General features: G+C 70.5%; 13 protein-coding genes. 7 read left to right on the forward strand and 6 right to left on the reverse strand.

The features are described 5' to 3' along the window. Positions 1–31: 31 nt before the first annotated feature. Positions 32–778: a response regulator gene (locus AC5WS8_RS07100; RefSeq protein WP_496102438.1), complete on the forward strand. Its 747-nt coding sequence runs from the start codon at positions 32–34 to the stop codon at positions 776–778. A gap of 33 nt (positions 779–811) precedes the next feature. On the opposite strand, the gene AC5WS8_RS07105 is transcribed toward AC5WS8_RS07100, so the two are convergent. Together AC5WS8_RS07105 and AC5WS8_RS07110 are read right to left on the reverse strand one after the other, a co-directional pair. Beyond that, positions 812–2,014, reverse strand: coding sequence for a winged helix-turn-helix domain-containing protein (locus AC5WS8_RS07105; RefSeq protein WP_496102439.1), 1,203 nt, complete (start codon positions 2,012–2,014; stop codon positions 812–814). Between the two features lie 56 nt (positions 2,015–2,070). Beyond that, on the reverse strand, positions 2,071–2,649 hold the full coding sequence (locus tag AC5WS8_RS07110) for a GNAT family N-acetyltransferase (RefSeq protein ID WP_496102440.1): 579 nt from the start codon (positions 2,647–2,649) through the stop codon (positions 2,071–2,073). Positions 2,650–2,968: 319 nt separating this feature from the next. On the opposite strand from AC5WS8_RS07110, the gene secA reads away from it, so the two are divergent. Next, the gene (secA, locus tag AC5WS8_RS07115) at positions 2,969–5,779 is read left to right on the forward strand and encodes a preprotein translocase subunit SecA (RefSeq protein WP_496102441.1); all 2,811 of its coding nucleotides are present in this window, start codon (positions 2,969–2,971) and stop codon (positions 5,777–5,779) included. Positions 5,780–5,838: 59 nt separating this feature from the next. Here the strand turns inward: secA and AC5WS8_RS07120 are convergent, their stop codons facing one another. Beyond that, positions 5,839–6,489, reverse strand: coding sequence for an Rv3235 family protein (locus tag AC5WS8_RS07120; RefSeq protein WP_496102442.1), 651 nt, complete (start codon positions 6,487–6,489; stop codon positions 5,839–5,841). 298 nt (positions 6,490–6,787) lie between these two features. On the opposite strand from AC5WS8_RS07120, the gene AC5WS8_RS07125 reads away from it, so the two are divergent. Both AC5WS8_RS07125 and AC5WS8_RS07130 read left to right on the forward strand, forming a co-directional pair. After that, the gene (locus AC5WS8_RS07125) at positions 6,788–7,303 is read left to right on the forward strand and encodes a DUF6912 family protein (RefSeq protein ID WP_496102778.1); all 516 of its coding nucleotides are present in this window, start codon (positions 6,788–6,790) and stop codon (positions 7,301–7,303) included. 122 nt (positions 7,304–7,425) lie between these two features. After that, on the forward strand, positions 7,426–8,091 hold the full coding sequence (locus AC5WS8_RS07130; protein ID WP_496102443.1) for an HAD family hydrolase: 666 nt from the start codon (positions 7,426–7,428) through the stop codon (positions 8,089–8,091). A 51-nt stretch (positions 8,092–8,142) separates the two neighbouring features. Here the strand turns inward: AC5WS8_RS07130 and AC5WS8_RS07135 are convergent, their stop codons facing one another. Next, positions 8,143–8,709 (reverse strand): DJ-1/PfpI family protein, encoded by a 567-nt coding sequence (locus AC5WS8_RS07135; RefSeq protein WP_496102444.1) that lies wholly within the window; start codon positions 8,707–8,709, stop codon positions 8,143–8,145. A gap of 625 nt (positions 8,710–9,334) precedes the next feature. Here AC5WS8_RS07135 and AC5WS8_RS07140 point away from each other — a divergent pair. From AC5WS8_RS07140 to AC5WS8_RS07150, 3 genes are all read left to right on the forward strand, one after another. After that, complete coding sequence (locus AC5WS8_RS07140; RefSeq protein ID WP_496102445.1) at positions 9,335–14,275, forward strand: NAD-glutamate dehydrogenase; 4,941 nt, start codon at positions 9,335–9,337, stop codon at positions 14,273–14,275. Positions 14,276–14,491: 216 nt separating this feature from the next. Continuing rightward, positions 14,492–15,004, forward strand: coding sequence for a GtrA family protein (locus tag AC5WS8_RS07145; RefSeq protein ID WP_496102446.1), 513 nt, complete (start codon positions 14,492–14,494; stop codon positions 15,002–15,004). Beyond that, positions 15,001–16,575 (forward strand): putative glycosyltransferase family protein, encoded by a 1,575-nt coding sequence (locus AC5WS8_RS07150; RefSeq protein ID WP_496102447.1) that lies wholly within the window; start codon positions 15,001–15,003, stop codon positions 16,573–16,575. Before AC5WS8_RS07145 ends, AC5WS8_RS07150 begins: the two co-directional genes overlap by 4 nt. A 152-nt stretch (positions 16,576–16,727) precedes the next feature. Here AC5WS8_RS07150 and AC5WS8_RS07155 read toward each other — a convergent pair whose 3' ends face one another. Both AC5WS8_RS07155 and AC5WS8_RS07160 read right to left on the reverse strand, forming a co-directional pair. After that, positions 16,728–18,404, reverse strand: a complete 1,677-nt coding sequence (locus tag AC5WS8_RS07155; RefSeq protein WP_496102448.1) for a glycosyltransferase family 2 protein — start codon at positions 18,402–18,404, stop codon at positions 16,728–16,730. Further along, positions 18,401–20,632, reverse strand: coding sequence for a CDP-glycerol glycerophosphotransferase family protein (locus tag AC5WS8_RS07160; protein WP_496102449.1), 2,232 nt, complete (start codon positions 20,630–20,632; stop codon positions 18,401–18,403). Before AC5WS8_RS07160 ends, AC5WS8_RS07155 begins: the two co-directional genes overlap by 4 nt. Between the last annotated feature and the right edge of the window lie 132 nt (positions 20,633–20,764).

Below are 20,764 nucleotides of genomic sequence, written 5' to 3' on the forward strand. Positions count from 1 at the left end.
ACCACAGGCCACAGCCTTCAGGGGGAGGAACATGGCGGACAGCTTCGGACCGACGCAGGATGAGGATGCCGACGACGGCGCCGCCGACACGGTCCCGGAGGCGGCGTCTGCACGCAAGGAGCCGATCCGCGTTCTCGTCGTGGACGACCACGCCCTCTTCCGCCGCGGACTGGAGATCGTGCTGGCGGCCGAGGAGGACATCCAGGTCGTCGGAGAGGCCGGGGACGGCGCGGAGGCGGTCGACAAGGCGGCCGATCTGCTGCCCGACATCGTGCTGATGGACGTGCGGATGCCCAAGCGGGGCGGCATCGAGGCGTGCACCTCCATCAAGGAGGTGGCACCCAGCGCCAAGATCATCATGTTGACGATCAGCGACGAAGAGGCCGATCTCTACGAGGCGATCAAGGCGGGCGCCACGGGTTACCTCCTCAAGGAGATCTCCACCGACGAGGTGGCCACCGCCATTCGCGCGGTCGCCGACGGGCAGTCGCAGATCAGCCCCTCCATGGCGTCCAAGCTCCTCACCGAGTTCAAGTCGATGATCCAGAAGACCGACGAGCGCCGGCTGGTGCCCGCGCCGCGGCTCACCGACCGGGAGCTGGAGGTCCTCAAGCTCGTCGCCACCGGAATGAACAACCGGGACATCGCCAAGGAGCTGTTCATCTCCGAGAACACCGTGAAGAACCACGTGCGCAACATCCTCGAGAAGCTGCAGCTGCACTCCAGGATGGAGGCCGTGGTCTACGCGATGCGGGAGAAGATCCTCGAGATCCGATAGCGGGACGGCCGAGGGGGCCGGACCGGTCAGGGATCAGTCCAGGGCACGGGCCAGCTCGCGGACGAGCGGCTCGCGCAGTTCCGCGGCGTCCACCCGCTCCACGCGGACGTTAGTGCAGTCCACCCAGCTCGCCGCCTCCCGCAGCGCCTGGGCCACCGACGGGACCGCCTTCGCGTCGCTCAGCGTGACCTGCCTGGCGACCAGCGTGCGGCCCTCGCGCGCGGGGTCCACCCGGCCGACCAGCCGGCCGCCGGCCAGTACCGGCATCGCGAAGTAGCCGTACACCCGCTTGTGCCTGGGGACGTACGCCTCCAGGCGGTGGGTGAAGCCGAAGATCCGCTCCGTGCGCGCCCGCTCCCAGATCAGCGAGTCGAACGGCGACAGCAGCGTCGTCCGGTGGCGGCCGCGCGGCGGGGTCCGCAGCGCCTCCGGGTCCGCCCATGCGGGCTTGCCCCAGCCCTCGACCGTCACCGGGACCAGGCCCGAGTCCGCGATCACGGAATCGACCTGTTCGCCCTTGAGACGGTGGTAGTCCGCGATGTCCGCGCGCGTGCCGACGCCCAGGGAACACCCGGCGAGCCGGACGAGGCGGCGCAGGCACTCGGCGTCGTCCAGCCCGTCGTGCAACAGCGCCTCGGGGACGGCACGCTCGGCCAGGTCGTACACCCGCTTCCAGCCGCGGCGCTCGACGCACACCACCTCTCCGTACATCAGCGCGCGCTCCACCGCGACCTTGGTACCGGACCAGTCCCACCACTCGCTGGTGTTCTTCGCGCCGCCCAGGTCCGTGGCCGTCAGCGGGCCTTCGGCGCGCAGCTGCTTGATGACCTGGTCGTAGACCCCGTCCGGGAGCGTGTGGTTCCAGTGCGGGCGGGAGCGGTAGGCGCGGCGGCGGAAGGCGAAGTGGGGCCACTCCTCGACGGGCAGGACGCAGGCGGCGTGCGACCAGTACTCGAACGCGTGCGGCCCGGCCGTGGACCGGCCGTCGGACGAAGGCGTCCAGTACGCCGAGTCGACCGCCTTGCGGCCTATGGCTCCGAAGCGAGCGTACGGAATGAGTTCGTGCGAGCGGGCCAGGACCGAGATGGTGTCGAGCTGGACGGCGCCGAGCCGGCGCAGCAGGCCACGCACGCCGGCCCTGCGGTCGGGGGCACCGAGGAAGCCCTGTGCCCGCAGGGCGATACGGCGGGCTTCGTCGGCGGTCAGTTCCACGGTGGGGCGGGGGAGACTCGGCATGGTCACACCGTAGGGGGCGGTACTGACAACAGGGGGCGAGCTGCGGAAGACCGCGCCTACGACCCCGGCACCGGCGTCGGCAGATACGCCGCCGTCGACGGCAGGCCCACGTCCGAGGGCAGCAGGGAGCCGACCCAGCAGTCCCGGCGCACCCCCTTGTTGTCGATCGCGGACCGCAGCACGCCCTCGACGGTGAAGCCCGCACGCTCCGCGACCGCCCGCGAGCCCGCGTTGCCGACCTCGGCACGCCACTCCACGCGGTCGACCGACAGGCGGTTGAACGCCCAGTGGGCCGCGCGGAGGGTGGCCTCCGTGATGTAGCCGTTGCCCCGGTGCTCCTTCGCCGTCCAGAAGCCGACCTCGGCGACGCCCGGCGAGCGCATGGTCAGACCGAGCATGCCCACCAGCTCCCCGGAGGGAAGGAAGACGCCGAACGTGAACATGGAGGCGTCCGCCCAGCCGTCCGGTGCGATCCGCTCGACGAACACCTCCGCGTGCTCACGCAGATACGGCGACGGGATCGTGGTCCAGCGCTGGATGTCGGGGTCCTGGGCGGCCGCGTACACCGCGTCGGTGTCCTGGGGGCCCACGGTGCGCAGCAGGAGGCGTTCGGTGGTCAGGGTGACGGGGTCCATCGCTTGATTCTGCTCGGGCCCCCGCCCGGTCGCCATGATTTTTCCGTGTCCGCCGGGTCGCGGCCGCCCGTGTCCGCCGGGTCGCGGCCGCCCGTGTCCGCACCCGCCACGCCGTCGTCCGCTCCTGCCTCGCGGCCCGTGAGCTCCCGGTTACTTTTCGTGGCACGGACGCGGCACCTTCCGGCACGCCCGTCCGTTGTCCTAGTGGCTGTCGGCGGCAGACCTCCCGGTGCGGCGGGGTCCTCGCTTACGATGGCCGTTGCTCAAGCTGTCATTTAACCGACCGTCCCAGGCCCGACCGGCAAGGAGACAAACCCCCGTGTCCGTCCTCTCGAAGATCATGCGTGCAGGCGAAGGCAAGATCCTGCGCAAGCTGCACCGCATCGCGGACCAGGTCAACTCCATCGAAGAGGACTTCGTCGACCTCTCCGACGCCGAGCTGCGGGCCCTCACCGATGAGTACAAGCAGCGGTACGCCGACGGCGAGAGCCTCGACGACCTGCTCCCCGAGGCCTTCGCCACCGTCCGGGAGGCCGCCAAGCGCGTGCTCGGCCAGCGGCACTACGACGTGCAGATGATGGGCGGTGCCGCCCTGCACCTGGGCTATGTGGCCGAGATGAAGACCGGTGAGGGAAAGACCCTGGTCGGCACGCTCCCCGCGTATCTGAACGCCATCTCCGGAGACGGCGTCCACATCGTCACGGTCAACGACTACCTGGCCGAGCGCGACTCCGAGATGATGGGTCGCGTCCACCGGTTCCTGGGCCTCTCCGTCGGCTGCATCCTCGCCAACATGACCCCGGCCCAGCGCCGCGAGCAGTACGCGTGCGACATCACGTACGGCACGAACAACGAGTTCGGCTTCGACTACCTGCGCGACAACATGGCCTGGTCGAAGGACGAGCTGGTCCAGCGCGGCCACAACTTCGCCATTGTGGACGAGGTCGACTCCATCCTCATCGACGAGGCCCGTACGCCGCTGATCATCTCCGGCCCCGCCGACCAGGCCACCAAGTGGTACGGCGACTTCGCCAAGCTGGTGACGCGCCTGAAGCGCGGCGAGGCGGGCAACCCGCTCAAGGGCATCGAGGAGACCGGCGACTACGACGTCGACGAGAAGAAGCGCACGGTCGCCATCCACGAGTCCGGCGTCAGCAAGGTCGAGGACTGGCTGGGCATCGACAACCTGTACGAGTCGGTGAACACCCCGCTGGTGGGCTACCTGAACAACGCCATCAAGGCCAAGGAGCTCTTCAAGCGCGACAAGGACTATGTCGTCATCGACGGCGAGGTCATGATCGTCGACGAGCACACGGGCCGTATCCTCGCCGGCCGCCGCTACAACGAGGGCATGCACCAGGCGATCGAGGCGAAGGAAGGGGTGGACATCAAGGACGAGAACCAGACGCTCGCCACGATCACCCTGCAGAACTTCTTCCGCCTCTACAACAAGCTCTCCGGCATGACCGGTACGGCGATGACCGAGGCCGCCGAGTTCCACCAGATCTACAAGCTCGGCGTGGTCCCGATCCCCACCAACAAGCCGATGATCCGCAAGGACCAGTCGGACCTGATCTACCGCACGGAGGTCGCCAAGTTCGAGGCGGTCGTCGACGACATCGCCGAGAAGCACGAGAAGGGCCAGCCGATCCTGGTCGGCACCACCTCGGTCGAGAAGTCGGAGTACCTCTCGCAGCAGCTCAGCAAGCGGGGCATCCAGCACGAGGTGCTGAACGCCAAGCACCACGAGCGCGAGGCCCAGATCGTCGCCCAGGCGGGCCGCAAGGGCGCCGTGACCGTGGCCACGAACATGGCCGGCCGCGGTACGGACATCAAGCTCGGCGGCAATCCCGAGGACCTCGCCGAGGCCGAGCTGCGCCAGCGCGGGCTCGACCCCGAGGAGCACATCGAGGAGTGGGCCGCGGCGCTGCCGGCCGCCCTGGAGCGGGCCGAGGCGGCGGTCAAGGCCGAGAAGGAAGAGGTCGAGTCGTTCGGCGGGCTGTACGTGCTGGGCACCGAGCGGCACGAGTCCCGCCGTATCGACAACCAGCTGCGCGGTCGTTCCGGCCGTCAGGGCGACCCCGGCGAGTCCCGTTTCTACCTCTCCCTCGGTGACGACCTGATGCGGCTGTTCAAGGCGCAGATGGTCGAGCGCGTGATGTCGATGGCGAACGTCCCGGACGACGTGCCGATCGAGAACAAGATGGTCACGCGCGCGATCGCGTCCGCCCAGTCCCAGGTCGAGACGCAGAACTTCGAGACCCGCAAGAACGTCCTGAAGTACGACGAGGTCCTCAACCGGCAGCGCGAGGTCATCTACGGCGAGCGGCGCCGCGTCCTGGAGGGCGAGGACCTGCACGAGCAGGTCAGGCACTTCATGGACGACACGATCGACGCCTACGTCGCCGCGGAGACCGAGGAGGGCTTCCCGGAGGACTGGGACCTGGACCGGCTGTGGGGTGCCTTCAAGCAGCTCTACCCGGTGAAGGTCACCATCGAGGAGCTGGAGGAGGCGGCCGGTGACCGGGCCGGTCTGACCGCCGAGTTCATCGCCGAGTCCATCAAGGGCGACATCCACGAGCAGTACCAGCAGCGTGAGGCGCAGCTCGGCGACGAGATCATGCGTGAGCTGGAGCGCCGGGTCGTGCTGTCGGTCCTGGACCGCAAGTGGCGCGAGCACCTCTACGAGATGGACTACCTCCAGGAGGGCATCGGCCTGCGCGCCATGGCGCAGAAGGACCCGCTGGTCGAGTACCAGCGCGAGGGCTTCGACATGTTCCAGGCCATGATGGACGGCATCAAGGAGGAGTCCGTCGGCTACCTGTTCAACCTGGAGGTCCAGGTCGAGCAGCAGGTCGAGGAGGTCCCCGTCGAGGACGCCCAGCCTTCCCTGGAGAAGGAGGAGGCCGTGGCGGCCCAGGCGGCCCGCCCGGAGATCCGCGCCAAGGGCCTGGAGGCCCCGCAGCGCCGCGAGCGGCTGCACTTCTCCGCACCGACCGTGGACGGTGAGGGTGGCATCGTCGAGGGCGACTTCACCAGCGACGACGAGTCGGTCCGCTCGGAGTCGGACGGCCTGACCCGTGCCGAGCGCCGCAAGCAGGCGAAGGGCGGACGGCGCCGCAAGAAGTAGCAGCGTCCCGTGGTGAGGGGCCGGGCACCCGTGGGTGTCCGGCCCCTCCTGTTCGTGCGTCACGCGTCCTCTCCGCGCGGTGTCCGCGGCCCGCCCAGTTCCACCGCCGTGCAGCGCCAGCGGTGATCCCGGCCGCATTCCAGGCGGAAGGCCATCGCGCGGAGCTGGTCTCCCGCGCCGATCCGGGCGAAGGCCTCGACGGCGCCGGGGCGCGGGACGTAGTAGCCGATGTCGCGGACGACCGGACGGGTGCCGCGGGTGCGCAGCGGGCCCCGTTCGGCGAGCCGGGCCAGGTCGTCGTAGGCCCGGCCGACGGTGTGCCGGAGCATGCTGTGCACCGGGCGCTGACCGCTCAGCACGGACAGCAGACGCTCGGCGAAGACGTCCGTGGGGCGGACGTGCGGCACGGGCCTGAGCGGCCCGTGGGCGGGCTGCCCGGGCGGCGATACGGCGGCCGCCGACGTGGCCTCCGGCGTGGCACCCGCTGCCGTGGCACCCGCTGCCGCGGCACCACCCGGCGTCGCGGACGGCCGCTGGAGCGTCCTCGTCCGCGACGGGCCCTGGCCCGGTGCCGCACGGCGCGGCGCGCGGCCCGGGCGGCGCGTGTCGTGGCGGACCGGCGGACGGGCGCCCGGGGCGGGCGCCCTCCTGGACATCGCCTGGTTCCCGCTGATCGCCTGGTTCCCGTCGATCGCCTGGTTCCTGGTCATCACCTTGTGCATGGCGGATCCCCGTTTCACGAAGCCGGTGAGTACCGGTCGGTAACTTCTCGGGGATCTTGTACGGGGCGGGCGACCGGCTCGCAACGATGCCGGGAGCCCGAGGGCCGGACCGGAGAGTTCACCTATCAAGGTGAAAGGTGGATCGAAGTCCCGGGGGCTGCACGGGTTCACAGGGTGAGCCGCGCCGGTCCCGGTTGACGTCGCCAAGGGGCGCCGGCGGGACCCGAAGGGGGACGCCCGCACGTATCCTGAGGTGACCTCTGACCGACTACGAAAGCGGCTCGTCATGCGCGTCTACGTCCCCCTGACCCTCCCCGGTCTCGCCGAGGCGTACAAGACGGGCGAGCTGTGCGCCGGAGAGACCGTCGCCTACGCCGTCACACCGGCGCTGCGCGAGTGGTACCTCTCCGACGACATCGAGGAACTGGAATACGCGGCGCTGAGCCGGGCCGCGCTCGCCTCGCTGCGCCTGCTGGCGGCCGACCGGGGGGCGGCGCGGCGACGGGTCGTGGTCGCGGCCGACGTCCCCGACGGCGCGGCGATCACGGATCCCGACCGCGGCCTCGACCCGGCGGCGCTCGGCGAGGTGCGCGTCGCCGGGCCCGTGCCGCTGGCCAAGGCGGCCGCCGTGCACATCGACGCCTCCGACGCGGAGCCGGACGTGACCGCGGCGGCGGAGGCACTCGAGGCGGCCGATCGCGGGGACGACGACGCGCAGTTCGTCGTGGACGGCGCCGAGGACCACGAGCTGCTCTGGTACGCCACGCAGGAGATCCCGAACCTGCTCGGTTCCACGGACTGACCTCGTTCCAGGAACCGAACTCGTTCCGCGGACTGACCGACTTCCGGAGACCTCGCGGGCGTTCTGCCGGCCACCGGGTGCGGGCACGGTGAGTGTCAGTGCCGCCGGGTACTTTTCATGGCATGGGGACGTACGGAAGCGCGCACATCGTGTGGGACTGGAACGGGACGCTGTTCCACGACAACGACGCGATCATCGGGGCGACGAACGCGGCGTTCGCCGAGCTGGGTCTGGAGCCGATCACGCTGGAGCAGTACCGGGCGCTGTACTGCGTGCCGGTCCCGAGGTTCTACGAGCGGCTGATGGGGCGGCTGCCGACGGACACCGAGTGGCAGCTGATGGACCAGGTGTTCCACCGGTACTACGCGGAGCACCGCGTCCGCTGCGGGCTCACCGAGGGTGTGGTGGAACTGCTCGCGGGATGGCGGTCGGCGGGCCGTAGCCAGTCGCTGCTGAGCATGTACGGGCATGAGGAACTGGTCCCGATGGTCCGGGCGCTCGGGATCGAGGCGCACTTCGTACGGGTGCAGGGACGCACGGGACCGTCCGGTGGCAGCAAGGCGGAGCACATGGTCCGGCACATACGGGCGCTCGGCGGCGTGGACCCGGCGCGCACGGTGGTGATCGGTGACGCCGCCGACGACGCGGTCGCCGCCCGCCACGTCGGGGCGCGGGCCGTGCTGTACACCGGGGGCTCCCACAGCCGCGCCAGCCTCGAGCAGGTCGGCGTGCCGGTGGTCGACACGCTTCACGAGGCGGTCGCGGAGGCGGAGCGCCTGGCGGCCTGACCGCCCGCGCGGGTGCGGTGCCCCCGGCGGGCACCGCACCGGGGGGCGGGTTCAGGTCACCGGCGCCTTGGCGCGCAGGACGGTCAGGAACTCCCGCATCCAGCCGGGGTGGTCGGGCCAGGCCCGGGACGAGACGAGCGTGCCGTCGACGACCGCCTCGGTGTCCTGGAAGTCGGCCCCGGCCGCCTGCATGTCCGGCTCCAGAGCCGGATAGGCGGTGACGCGCCGTCCGCGCAGGGCGTCCACCGCTGCGGTGAGCAGGGGGCCGTGGCAGATCTGGGCGACCGGCTTGTCCGTGTCGAAGAACGACTTGAGGATCTTGCGGAGTTCGGGATCGTTGCGGAGGTACTCCGGGGCGCGCCCACCCGGGATCACGAGGGCGATGTAGTCCCCGGGGTCGACCTCCGAGAAGGCGAGGTCGGCGGGCCAGGTGTAGCCGGGTTTCTCGGTGTAGGTGTCGAAGCCGGGTTCGAAGTCGTGCACGACGAAGCGGAGCTGCTTGCGCGTCGGGGCCGCGATGTGGACCTCGTAGCCCTCTTCGCGCAGGCGCTGGTACGGGTAGAGGACCTCCAGTGATTCCGCCGCGTCGCCGGTGACGATCAGGATCTTCTCCGTCATGGTGGTCGCGCTCCCCTCGGTGGTGCGGACGGCTGGGTGGGGTTGCTTCTGGCAACGTGCCGCTGCCGGGGGCGCTTGCCAAGGGGGCGCGCACGGCCCGGCACTGCTCCGTGACGGGGTCACACAGCCGGTACAGCCATGCTCGCACCGCGCGCCCTGCACGGCATCGCCCCTCGTGCCCCTGTGCAGAACGTCAAAGTTCGGCCCCCTGTTTTGTACACATACGGCTCATGACGTGCCCCCCACGGGGAGCGATAGCCTTGTGGCGTGATCAGCGCGATAGTTCGCGGGGACATCGCCGTCCCTGCCCTGCGCCCGGTGAGCACGGACCACCTCCGTGACCGGGCGACGGTCGCTGGTCTTCGCAGGCGGGGCCGGCCGGACAGGGCGCCGCAGGCGCCCGACGGGGCAACCGGGGCGCCGGGGACGCGGAAGGCGCCGAGCGCGCCGAGAGCAGCGTCACAGTCGCCACGGAAGCCGGAAACGGCCGATATCCCCCCGCACATCTCTCCAAGCGGCATAGCGTCGAAGCAGACCGGACACCCCGCGTCGCGGCGTTACGTCGGAGAAGAGACCGTACTTCCTTCTACGTCACGCAACGGCGCGCGACAGGAGCCAGAGGACAATGCAGACCAAGCTGGACGAAGCCAAGGCCGAGCTGCTCGAGAGGGCCGCCCGGGTAGCTGAGAACAGTCCGGTCGGGGGGCACCTACCGACCGGGACGACGGGCGAGGGCACCCCGGACCGGGAGACCGTGCTCGCGTTCCTCCAGCGCTACTACCTGCACACCGCCCCCGAAGACCTGACCGACCGCGACCCGGTGGACGTCTTCGGCGCCGCCTTCTCGCACTACCGGCTGGCCGAGACGCGCCCGCAGGGCACGGCGAACGTGCGCGTGCACACCCCGACCGTGGAGGAGAACGGCTGGACCTGCAGCCACTCCGTCGTCGAGGTCGTCACCGACGACATGCCCTTCCTCGTCGACTCCGTGACGAACGAGCTGTCCCGCCAGGGCCGCGGCATCCACGTCGTGATCCACCCGCAGTTCGTCGTCCGCCGCGACCTGACGGGCAGGCTCCTCGAGGTGCTGCCCGACGCCCCCGGCGGCGACCTGCCGCACGACGCGCACATCGAGTCCTGGATCCACGTCGAGATCGACCGCGAGACCGACCGCTCCGACCTCAAGCAGATCACGGCCGACCTGCTGCGCGTCCTGTCCGACGTCCGCGAGGCCGTCGAGGACTGGGAGAAGATGCGCGACTGCGCGCTGCGCATCGCCGAGAGTCTCCAGAAGGAGCCCGTCCCCGACGACCTGCCTCAGGCGCAGATCGAGGAGGCCGGCGAGCTGCTGCGCTGGCTGGCCGCCGACCACTTCACCTTCCTCGGCTACCGCGAGTACCAGCTGCGGGACGACGACACGCTGGCCGCCGTGCCCGGCACCGGGCTCGGCATACTGCGAGCGGACCCGCATCACGCGGCCGAGGACAAGCACCCGGTCAGCCCGTCCTTCGAGCGGCTGCCCGCCGACGCCCGCGCCAAGGCGCGGGAGCACAAGCTGCTCGTCCTCACCAAGGCGAACAGCCGTGCCACCGTGCACCGCCCGTCGTACCTGGACTACGTCGGCGTGAAGAGGTTCGACGAGAACGGCAACGTCGTCGGCGAGCGCCGCTTCCTCGGCCTGTTCTCGTCCGCCGCCTACACCGAGTCCGTGCTGCGTGTGCCGGTCGTCCGGCGCAAGGTCGACGAGGTCCTCACCGGCGCCGGGTTCTCGCCCAACAGCCACGACGGCCGCGACCTGCTCCAGATCATGGAGACCTACCCGCGCGACGAGCTGTTCCAGACCCCGGCCGACGAACTGCGCTCCATCGTCACCTCCGTCCTCTACCTGCAGGAGCGCCGCCGCCTCAGGCTCTACCTGCGCCAGGACGAGTACGGGCGCTACTACTCGGCCCTCGTCTACCTGCCGCGCGACCGGTACACCACCGGTGTCCGGCTGCGCATCATCGACATCCTGAAGGAGGAGCTCGGCGGTACCAGCGTCGACTTCACCGCCTGGAACACCGAGTCGATCCTGTCCCGGCTGCACTTCGTGGTCCGCGTCCCGCAGGGCACCGAGCTGCCGGAGCTGTCCGACGCCGACAAGGAGCGCATCGAGGCCCGGCTGGTGGAGGCCGTCCGCTCCTGGACCGACGCCTTCAACGAGGCCCTGACCGCCGAGCTCGGCGAGGAACGCTCCGCGGAGCTCCAGCGCCGCTACAGCAACGCCTTCCCCGAGGGCTACAAGGCCGACCACACCCCGCGCGCCGCTGTCGCCGACCTCGTCCACCTCGAACAGCTCACCGACGAGGAGGGCGGCAAGGACTTCGCGCTCAGCCTGTACGAGCCGGTCGGTACCGGCCCCGGAGAGCGCCGCTTCAAGATCTACCGCAGGGGCGGCTCCGTCTCGCTGTCCGCCGTGCTGCCGGTGCTCCAGCGGATCGGCGTCGAGGTCATCGACGAGCGGCCGTACGAGCTGCGCTGCCAGGACCGTACGACCGCGTGGATCTACGACTTCGGTCTCCGGCTCCCCAAGGAGGTAACCGGCAACGGCGACTACCTCGGCGACGACGGCCGCGAGCGGTTCCAGGACGCGTTCGCCGCCGTGTGGACCGGGCAGGCCGAGAACGACGGGTTCAACGCGCTCGTACTGAGCGCCGGGCTGACCTGGCGGCAGGCGATGGTGCTGCGCGCCTACGCCAAGTACCTGCGCCAGGCCGGTTCGACCTTCAGCCAGGACTACATGGAGGACACCCTCCGCAACAACGTCCACACCACCCGGCTGCTGGTCTCCCTGTTCGAGGCGCGGATGTCGCCGGAGCGGCAGCGCGCCGGCCTGGAACTGACCGACGCGCTCCTCGAGGAGCTGGACCTCGCCCTGGACCAGGTCGCCTCGCTCGACGAGGACCGCATCCTGCGCTCCTTCCTCACCGTCATCAAGGCGACGCTGCGGACCAACTTCTTCCAGGAGGCGCACGGCGGCAAGCCGCACGACTACGTCTCCATGAAGTTCGATCCGCAGGCCATCCCGGACCTGCCGGCGCCGCGCCCGGCCTACGAGATCTGGGTGTACTCGCCGCGCGTCGAGGGCGTGCACCTGCGCTTCGGCAAGGTCGCGCGCGGCGGCCTGCGCTGGTCCGACCGGCGTGAGGACTTCCGCACCGAGATCCTCGGCCTGGTCAAGGCCCAGATGGTGAAGAACACCGTCATCGTGCCGGTCGGCGCCAAGGGCGGGTTCGTCGCCAAGCAGCTGCCGGACCCCGCCAAGGACCGTGACGCCTGGCTCGCGGAGGGCATCCGCAGCTACCGCACCTTCATCTCCGCCCTGCTCGACATCACCGACAACATGGTGGCCGGCGAGGTCGTGCCGCCGATCGACGTGGTGCGCCACGACGGCGACGACACCTATCTGGTGGTCGCGGCCGACAAGGGCACGGCGACGTTCTCCGACATCGCCAACGAGGTCGCCGAGAAGTACAACTTCTGGCTCGGCGACGCCTTCGCCTCCGGTGGCTCGGCGGGCTACGACCACAAGAAGATGGGCATCACCGCCCGCGGCGCCTGGGAGTCCGTCAAGCGGCACTTCCGCGAGCTGGACGTGGACACCCAGTCGGAGGACTTCACGGTCGTCGGCATCGGTGACATGTCCGGTGACGTGTTCGGCAACGGCATGCTGCTCAGCGAGCACATCCGCCTGGTCGCGGCCTTCGACCACCGGCACATCTTCGTCGACCCCGACCCGGACGCGGCGGCCTCCTACGCCGAGCGCCGCCGCCTGTTCGAGCTGCCGCGCTCGTCCTGGGCGGACTACAACACCGAGCTGCTGTCGGCAGGCGGCGGTGTGTTCCCGCGCACGGCCAAGTCGATCCAGGTCAACGCGCACATCCGCGAGGCACTCGGCATCGAGGGCCATGTCACCAAGATGACCCCGGCCGACCTGATGCGGGCCATCCTCAAGGCGCCGGTCGACCTGCTGTGGAACGGTGGCATCGGCACCTACGTCAAGGCCTCCACGGAGTCGAACGCGGACGTCGGCGACAAGGCCAACGACGCCATCCGCGTCGACGGCCGCGACCTGCGGGTCAAGGTCGTCGGTGAGGGCGGCAACCTGGGCCTGACCCAGCTCGGCCGCATCGAGTTCGCCCAGCACGGCGGCAAGATCAACACCGACGCGATCGACAACAGCGCGGGCGTGGACACCTCCGACCACGAGGTGAACATCAAGATCCTGCTCAACTCGGTGGTCTCCAACGGCGACCTGACCGTCAAGCAGCGCAACCAGCTGCTCGCCGAGATGACCGACGAGGTCGGCGCCCTGGTGCTGCGCAACAACTACGCGCAGAACGTCGCGATCGCCAACGCCCTGTTCCAGTCGAAGGACATGCTGCACGCGCAGCAGCGGTTCATCCGCTACCTGGTGCGCGAGGGCCACCTCGACCGGGCGCTGGAGTTCCTGCCCACCGACCGGCAGATCCGCGAGCGGCTCACCGCCGGAGCGGGCCTGACCGGTCCGGAGACGGCCGTCCTGCTGGCGTACACGAAGATCACGGTCGCCCGGGAGCTGCTGGACACGCCGCTGCCCGACGACCCGTACCTGCGCAGCCTGCTGCACGCGTACTTCCCGACCGCGCTGCGCGAGAAGTTCCCCGAGCAGATCGACAACCACGCACTGCGCCGCGAGCTCGTGACGACCGTCCTGGTCAACGACACGGTCAACACCGGTGGTACGACCTACCTGCACCGTCTGCGCGAGGAGACCGGCGCCTCGCTGGAGGAGATCGTCCGGGCGCAGACCGCGGCCCGCGCGATCTTCCGTTCCGCGCCGGTGTGGGACGCGGTCGAGGACCTGGACAACAAGGTCGACGCCGCCGTGCAGACCCGTATCCGGCTGCACTCCCGCCGGCTGGTCGAGCGCGGCACGCGCTGGCTGCTGAACAACCGGCCGCAGCCGTTGCAGATCACCGAGACGGTCGCGTTCTTCGCCGAGCGCGTCGAGCAGGTCTGGGGCGAACTGCCGAAGCTGGTGCGCGGTGCGGACCTGGAGTGGTGGCAGAAGATCTACGACGAGCTGACGGGCGTCGGTGTGCCGGACGAGCTCGCCACGCGTGTGGCCGGGTTCTCCTCCGCCTTCCCGGCGCTCGACATCGTCTCGGTGGCCGACCGCATGGGCAAGGACCCCATGGACGTCGCCGAGGTCTACTACGACCTCGCCGACCGGCTCAAGATCACCCAGCTCATGGACCGCATCATCGAACTGCCGCGCGCCGACCGGTGGCAGTCCATGGCCCGCGCGGCGATCCGCGAGGACCTGTACGCGGCCCACGCGGCACTGACCGCCGAGGTCCTGGCGGCGGGCAACGGCACCTCGACGCCCGAGCAGCGCTTCGAGGCCTGGCAGGAGAAGAACGCGCCGATCCTCGCCCGGGCGCGCACGACGCTCGACGAGATCTCGAACTCGGACTCGTTCGACCTCGCGAACCTGTCGGTGGCGATGCGCACGATGCGGACCCTGCTGAGGACGCACAGCTAGGACCCGCTACGACGACGGGGGCGTCCCTCGGTGAGGGGCGCCCCCTGTGCGTGCGTATCCCGGCATCATGCCCGCACGGGTTCGTCGGCTAACCTAGTCTGACGCTTTCTTGCCAAGACCTGGGGGAACCCCACCCTTCGTTTCACTCGCCCCTGTCGGACGGGACGTGTGGAACGGGTCTGGCCTGATCGTCGGACGAGTGGAGGACCCGTACCCGTGTCTGTGAACCTCACCGAGCAGCGGCCCCAGGTCGCTCGCCCGGTCGCCGAGACCGTCCCTCCCGCCCCCGTCCCGGCGCGTTCCCGGGTCCGGCGGCTGGCGGCCGAGGTGATCAAATTCGGGGTCGTCGGCGGCAGCGGTGTCGTGGTCAACATCCTCGTCTTCAACGCCCTCCTGCACGGCCTGTCGTGGGCCCCGATGACGGCGACCGTGCTCGCCAGCGTCATCGCCATGGGCACCAACTACCTCGGCTTCCGCTTCTACGCCTACCGCGACCGGGCCTCGCGCACCCGGCAGCAGGTCGTGCTGTTCTTCGTCTTCAGCGGCGTCGGCGTGGCGATGGAGAGCATCCTGTTCTACGTCGGCTACCACGGCTTCGGCATGAACGGGCCGATCGGCTCCAATGCGGCGAAGGCGCTGTCGATCGTGCTGGCGTCGGCCTTCCGCTTCCTGGTGTACCGGACGTGGGTGTTCCAGCACACGGCGAAGCAGGGTGCCGGAGCACGATGAGCGTCACAGCGGAGGGGACCGGAGGGGCCGACGGGGCTCGGGGCCGGGCCGGCGGCAAGCGGACGGGGCGGTTCTGGGGCCCGCTCGCGGCCGTGAGGACGCCGCACGGCGCGGTCGGCGCGGCGCTGTGGGCGGTGGTGGCACTGCTCGTGGTGCTGATGCTGCTCGTCATCGTGCGGCTGCCGTGGGTCGGCGACCTGGGCATGCACGCGGCGACCGTGGAACGGCTGCGGCACCGGCTGCTGGACCCGGGCAACCCGCTGGTCGACGAGAACACTCCGAGCCCGTACTACTCGCCGTGGATGGTCTTCCTCGGCGTGGTGGCCCGGGTGACCGGCCTCTCCGTCTGGGTGGTCCTGCGCGTCGGCGCGCTGATCAGCCTGGCGCTGCTGGTGACGGGCGTGTGGCGGTACGCCCGCACGCTGAGCGCGCACCGTCTCGCGCCGCCGCTCGCCCTGCTGTGCCTGGTGCTCCTGTGGGGCACGCAGGTGTTCAACTGGAGCGGCTTCATCGGGCTGAACTCGCTGGCGCTGACGGTGGCGTATCCGAGTGTGTTCGCGCTGGGGCTCAGCTTCCACTTCTGGGCGCTGCTGACGCGGACCCTGAGGAACGAGGGCGGCTGGGTGGCGTTCCTCGGCCTCGGTGCGCTGTGGGCGCTGATCCTGCTCAGCCACCAGTTCACCGGTGTGGTCGCGACGCTGGGCGCGCTGGCGACGGTGATCGGGGCGCGGGCCGGGCTCAGGACGTGGCTGCGCCTTGGCGCCGGGCTGGTCCTGGGCGCCGTGATCCTCGCGCTCTGGCCTTACTACGACTTCTTCGCGCTGTTCGGGGTGGGCGGCCTCGAGGAGATCCACCGCCCGCTGTACGAGGACCTGTTCCCGCGGTTCGGCCTGGTACTGCTCGGAGTGGTGGCGCTCGCGGTACGGGCGCGGCGGGATCGTCTGGACCCCCTCGTGCTGTTCTTCGCCCTGGGCGTGCTGGTGTTCGCCCTGGGCGGCCTGACGGGCCACTACTCCTGGGGCCGGGCGCTGCCGGCGGTGCTGATCCCGGCGCAGCTGGCGGCGGCCCTGGAGGTGGCCGGGGCGGCGCGGGGCGCACTGCGGAACGTGGCGGCCGGGGTGCTGGCCGCGGCGCTGGCCGTGGGGGCGTGGACGCAGATCCAGACGGTCGGGTACGTGACGGGGCGGAGTGCGCTGCCCGAGGTGGTCGCGGAGAAGTACCGGGACCCGTGGGTGGGGTACCACTGGATCACGCCCTGGGTGCGGTACGGGGACGTGGTCATGGCGAAGACGAACCCCTCGCGGCAGATCCCGGCGTACGGCGCCTACACGGTGGCGCCGGGCTATCCGGACTTCTTCCTGCCGGACGAGGCGCGGCGGGATGCGGCGGTACGGACGTACTTCGCGGCCGGGTCGTCGCGGGCCGAGCGGCTGGGGGTGCTGCGGAAGTACGGGGTGCGGTGGGTTGTCCAGTGGCGGTCGGACGGGGGCCTGCCGGCCGGGGACGGGGCACTGCGGAAGGTGACCTCGGGGCCTCGGGGCCAGGTCCTGTACGAGGTGGTGGCACGCTAGGGGGTTTCTCTCGCCCCCGCCGCCCCTCCCCGTCCCGTACCTGGGGCTGCCGCCCTCAGCCCCCGCTGTCGGCCCGAACGGCCATCCCGGCCGGGGCTGGAAACCAAGGCGGGGGCTGAGCAAACCCTTGCTCAGCCCCCGCCGCCCACCTGTCAGCGCAACGCGCTCCGGACCAGCCGCGCAGCCCGCCGCACCCGCGGCCCCGCGACCCGCCGGACCACCGGACCGACCTTCGCCGTGACCCCCACCGGCCGCCACCGCACCTGCAGGCGCCCGGCCCCGCGGCCCTCCGGCTCCACGGTCACCTCGTGCGGCAGCGTGCCGACCTGTGTCGCCGTCAGCACCGGGAACGTCAGCGGCGCCAGCAGCACGCCCGTGTTGAACAGGCCCTGGTGCTCCAGGCGCAGCATGGGATGGCGGATGCCCTCGAATCCCTGCATCGGCAGCTGCGCCGCCGCCAGGTCCACCCGCACCCGGCCCTCGAAGACACCGGGACGCACCGGGTCCAGGCGGAACGCCGTCACCAGGCGGCGCCGCCCCGGCGCGACCACGATGCTCGCCCGCTGCGGGCCCACGGGGAGTCGCAGGCCCGGGTCGTAGGTCCGGATCGACAGGTTCACCGACGCACCCGGGCCCGGCTCCACCGAGGTGATCTCGTGGCGGAACAGCGCGCCCGGGAACGGCCGGTACTCCAGCTCCAGGTCGGAGACGTCCAGTTCGCCTCGTGCCCACGACGACGCCGGCAGCTGCGAGCCCCAGTACACCGTCCCCGACTCGTCCGTGGACGTCGTCCGGGGACCCACCCCGTGGCCGAGCCCACGCGCCGCCTCCTGCGCCTCCGTCAGCCGACGGTCGCGGATCAGCTGGATCACCACGCGTTCCACACGCGGCAGCCGGGCGTAGGCGCTGTCAGCGAGCCCGTCCAGATACGGGGTCACGATGTCCGCGAAACCGGCCAGCCACTCCTCGTCGCGGTAGGGCAGGTCACCGGCGTACATCCGGAAGTCGTGCTTGAGGAACTTGTAGTCCTTGTGCTCGCGCAGCCCCTCGTGCCCGCTCTCCGTCAGGAACTCGTCGATCAGCGTCTGCACGTAGATGCGGTCACTGACGTTCGACAGCTTGTGCCGCTGGTTGGAGATCGACGCCGCCTCGGCCGCCACGAACGGCGCTATGTACCAGCGGTACACGTGCTCCGGGATGATCGTGAAGGACCGGGCGAGACAGTACGCCTGCGCCGAGAAGAGCTGGTCCTCGTAGTGGATCCCCTCGGGGAAGCGCAGCTCGTGCCGGTCCAGGAACTCCCGCCGGTACATCTTGCTCGTCGACAGGTGCTCGAAGAGCAGTTCCGGCTCGGCGTCGATGCCCTCCACCGTGCGCCGCTCGGCGACGAGGTGGGCCATCCAGGTGGAGCGCCGTCCGGTGTCGACGCGGACCCGCTCGACCGCGCCCATCGCGAAGTCCACCTCCCGCTCGCGGTGTGCCGCCAGCAGCAGCTCGACCGCGTTCTCGGGCAGTTCGTCGTCGCTGTCGAGGAACATCAGGTACGGCCCCCGGGCGATCTCCAGGGCCCGGTTGCGCGGTGCGCTGCACCCGCCGCTGTTCTCCGGCAGGCGCAGATAACGCACCCGCTCGTCCTGGGCGGCGAGCCGTCGCGCCACCGACGGCGTGTCGTCCGTCGAGTGGTCGTCGCTGATGATCACCTCGATGTTGGAGTGCGTCTGCCGCAGCAGCGACTCCACCGCGCGCGGAAGGCGTTCCGCGTCGTTGTAGACGATGACCGTGATCGTCACATCGGGGGTTCGGGTCTCGGCGGTCACGGCCGTCGTCACGCGTTCGCCTCCTTGGGGGTCGGGGCCGGGGTGCGTTCGTCCACGGGGATCACCGGCGGCAGCGATTCCTCACTCTCGCCCAGGAACACCCGGCGTACCACCCGTTCCGCGGCGCGCCCGTCGTCGAACTCGCAGAACCGGCGCCGGAAGGCGGTCAGCGACTTCCGCGCGGCCTCGTCCCGCCACGCCTCCGTCTCGAACACGGCCGCCAGCTGCTCCTGGGTGCGCGCCACCTGGCCGGGCGCCTCCGCCATCAGGTCGAAGTAGACGCCGCGCGTCTTCGCGTATGTCTCCCAGTCGTCGGCGTAGATCACGATCGGGCGGTTGAGGTTGGCGTAGTCGAACATGATGGACGAGTAGTCCGTGACCAGCGCGTCCGCCGCCAGGCACAGGTCCTCGACGGGGTCGTACGACGACACGTCGATCACCCGTCCCGAGCGGCGCAGACCGGTCAGCGGGGAGGCGCCGCCGCCGTAGAAGTAGTGGCCGCGGACCAGCAGCACCGTGTCCTCGCCGAGCCGGTCGGCGAGGGAGGCGAGGTCGAGGCGCGGGGTCCAGCCGGCCTCGTAGTCGCGGTGGGTGGGCGCGTACAGGATGGCCCGGCGGCCCGGGGCGATACCCAGGCGCTCGCGGATCGCGCGGATGTCCTCGGCCGTCGCCGAGTAGAAGACGTCGTTGCGCGGGTAGCCGTAGTCCAGCTTCGTGTACCGCGACGGGTACGCCCGCTCCCACATCCGGGTGGAGTGGCTGTTGGACGACAGGCTGTAGTCCCACTTGTCGATACGGGCCAGCAACGCGTCGAAGTCCAGGCCCTTGGAGGCGGCCGGGAAGTCGAGCTGGTCCAGGCCCATGCGCTTGAGCGGGGTGCCGTGGTGGGTCTGGAGGTGGATCGCGTCCGGGCGCTTGACCACCGGGTTCGGGAAGTTGACGTTGTTGACGAGGTACTTGGCCCGCGCCATCACGTCCCAGTAGCGGCGGGTGCCCGCGATGATGTGGTCGGTGCCCGGCGGCAGCAGCGCCGCCTTGGCGCGGGCGACCACCCAGACCTGGTGGATGTGCGGGGCGAGCTCGGAGAGCTTCGCGGCGATCGCGGCCGGGTTGCAGGCCACGCCCCGGTCCCAGTACGCCGAGAAGACGGCCAGGTTCGGGTCGACGGGCTCGCTCAGGGCGCGCCGGTAGCGGTGGTCGCGCAGCTTCGCACCCACCTCGCGCTTGCCGGTGGCCACCACCGACTTCACCTCGCGCCGCTTCTGGTTGGCGGCCTGGAAGGCGCGGTAGCGGGTGTAGGCGTGCTCCTCCAGGAGCTGGTGGCGGATGCCCTCGAAGCCGCCGGGGCGCTGGTGGTGCTCCGGCCGCCAGCGCACGGCGGCCCGGGACGCACGGGCGAAGAACTCCCGGGCCACGGGGTCGGGCATCCTGCTGCGCGCGAACGTGCGCAGCAGGTCGCGGACCATGACGTCGTAGAGCACGGCGCGCGGTCCCTCGGGGGCGCCCTGCTCGGCCAGGACACGGTGCAGCCGCTCGTACCGCTCTATCACGGCGTACCGCTGGGCCGCAGTCACCTGCGGGAGGCTTTCCTCGCGCAGCTCCCTTATCTCGTACGCGGCGTGGTCGAGGGCGGCGATCCGGTCGGCGTGCAGGAGCACGGCGAGAGCGGTGTACGCCTCGTCGTCACGGAAGTCATCGCCCGCGATATTCGCGATGTCCTGGTTTCGCCAGAAATCGGCGCGTATAACGCGGTTGCCCAGTACCGGGGTCAGCCGCAGCAGTTGCGGGAAGTCGGCGAGCGGGACGCCGCGGCGGCTCGCCCGGGCCAGGAAGCGGCCGTCTCCGCTGGGCTCCCCGGCGGTCTGCCAGGTGGACCGCACATGATCCACGACCAGCACGTCCGCCGAGTCCCCGAGTTCCGCGGTGCGGTCGGCGACCGTGCGCACGGCGCCCACGGGCAGCCCGTCCTTGGCGTGCGCGAAGTGCAGCCAACTGCCGGTGGCCCGCTCGGCGCCCGCGGCCCGGGCCGCGGCGTCGCTCGTGCCCTCGGGCAGCGGCAACACCACCATCCGGGGGTCGTCGGCGGCATGCCGCTCGGCCTCCTGTCGGGCCCAGTCGCCGACGGCCGCGATCACCACCTCGACCTCGGCGAAAGGCTGGGTCGCGAGGGCGTCCAGAAGTTCGCCCAGGTGGCCTTGGGTTTCGGGGCCGTGAACGATCACGCTCAGCCCTGGTTGCACGTGGTCTCCCTGCTCTTCAGACGCCCACGGCGGCACTGCTGCTGATGGCACAACTGATGGCACAACATGGACAAGGCGTATACGAGATAGTAAGAGACACATACGAGAGGGGAACAAACCGCTCTCGTTTCG

It is taken from the genome of Streptomyces sp. PTL18 (genome assembly GCF_059510295.1).

Coding starts and splice junctions, on each gene's coding strand:
- AC5WS8_RS07100 (WP_496102438.1), top strand. CDS start 32: ATGGCGGACAGCTTCGGACCGACGCAGGATGAGGATGCCGACGACGGC.
- AC5WS8_RS07105 (WP_496102439.1), bottom strand. CDS start 2,014: ATGCCGAGTCTCCCCCGCCCCACCGTGGAACTGACCGCCGACGAAGCC.
- AC5WS8_RS07110 (WP_496102440.1), bottom strand. CDS start 2,649: ATGGACCCCGTCACCCTGACCACCGAACGCCTCCTGCTGCGCACCGTG.
- AC5WS8_RS07120 (WP_496102442.1), bottom strand. CDS start 6,489: ATGACCAGGAACCAGGCGATCGACGGGAACCAGGCGATCAGCGGGAAC.
- AC5WS8_RS07125 (WP_496102778.1), top strand. CDS start 6,788: ATGCGCGTCTACGTCCCCCTGACCCTCCCCGGTCTCGCCGAGGCGTAC.
- AC5WS8_RS07130 (WP_496102443.1), top strand. CDS start 7,426: ATGGGGACGTACGGAAGCGCGCACATCGTGTGGGACTGGAACGGGACG.
- AC5WS8_RS07135 (WP_496102444.1), bottom strand. CDS start 8,709: ATGACGGAGAAGATCCTGATCGTCACCGGCGACGCGGCGGAATCACTG.
- AC5WS8_RS07140 (WP_496102445.1), top strand. CDS start 9,335: ATGCAGACCAAGCTGGACGAAGCCAAGGCCGAGCTGCTCGAGAGGGCC.
- AC5WS8_RS07150 (WP_496102447.1), top strand. CDS start 15,001: ATGAGCGTCACAGCGGAGGGGACCGGAGGGGCCGACGGGGCTCGGGGC.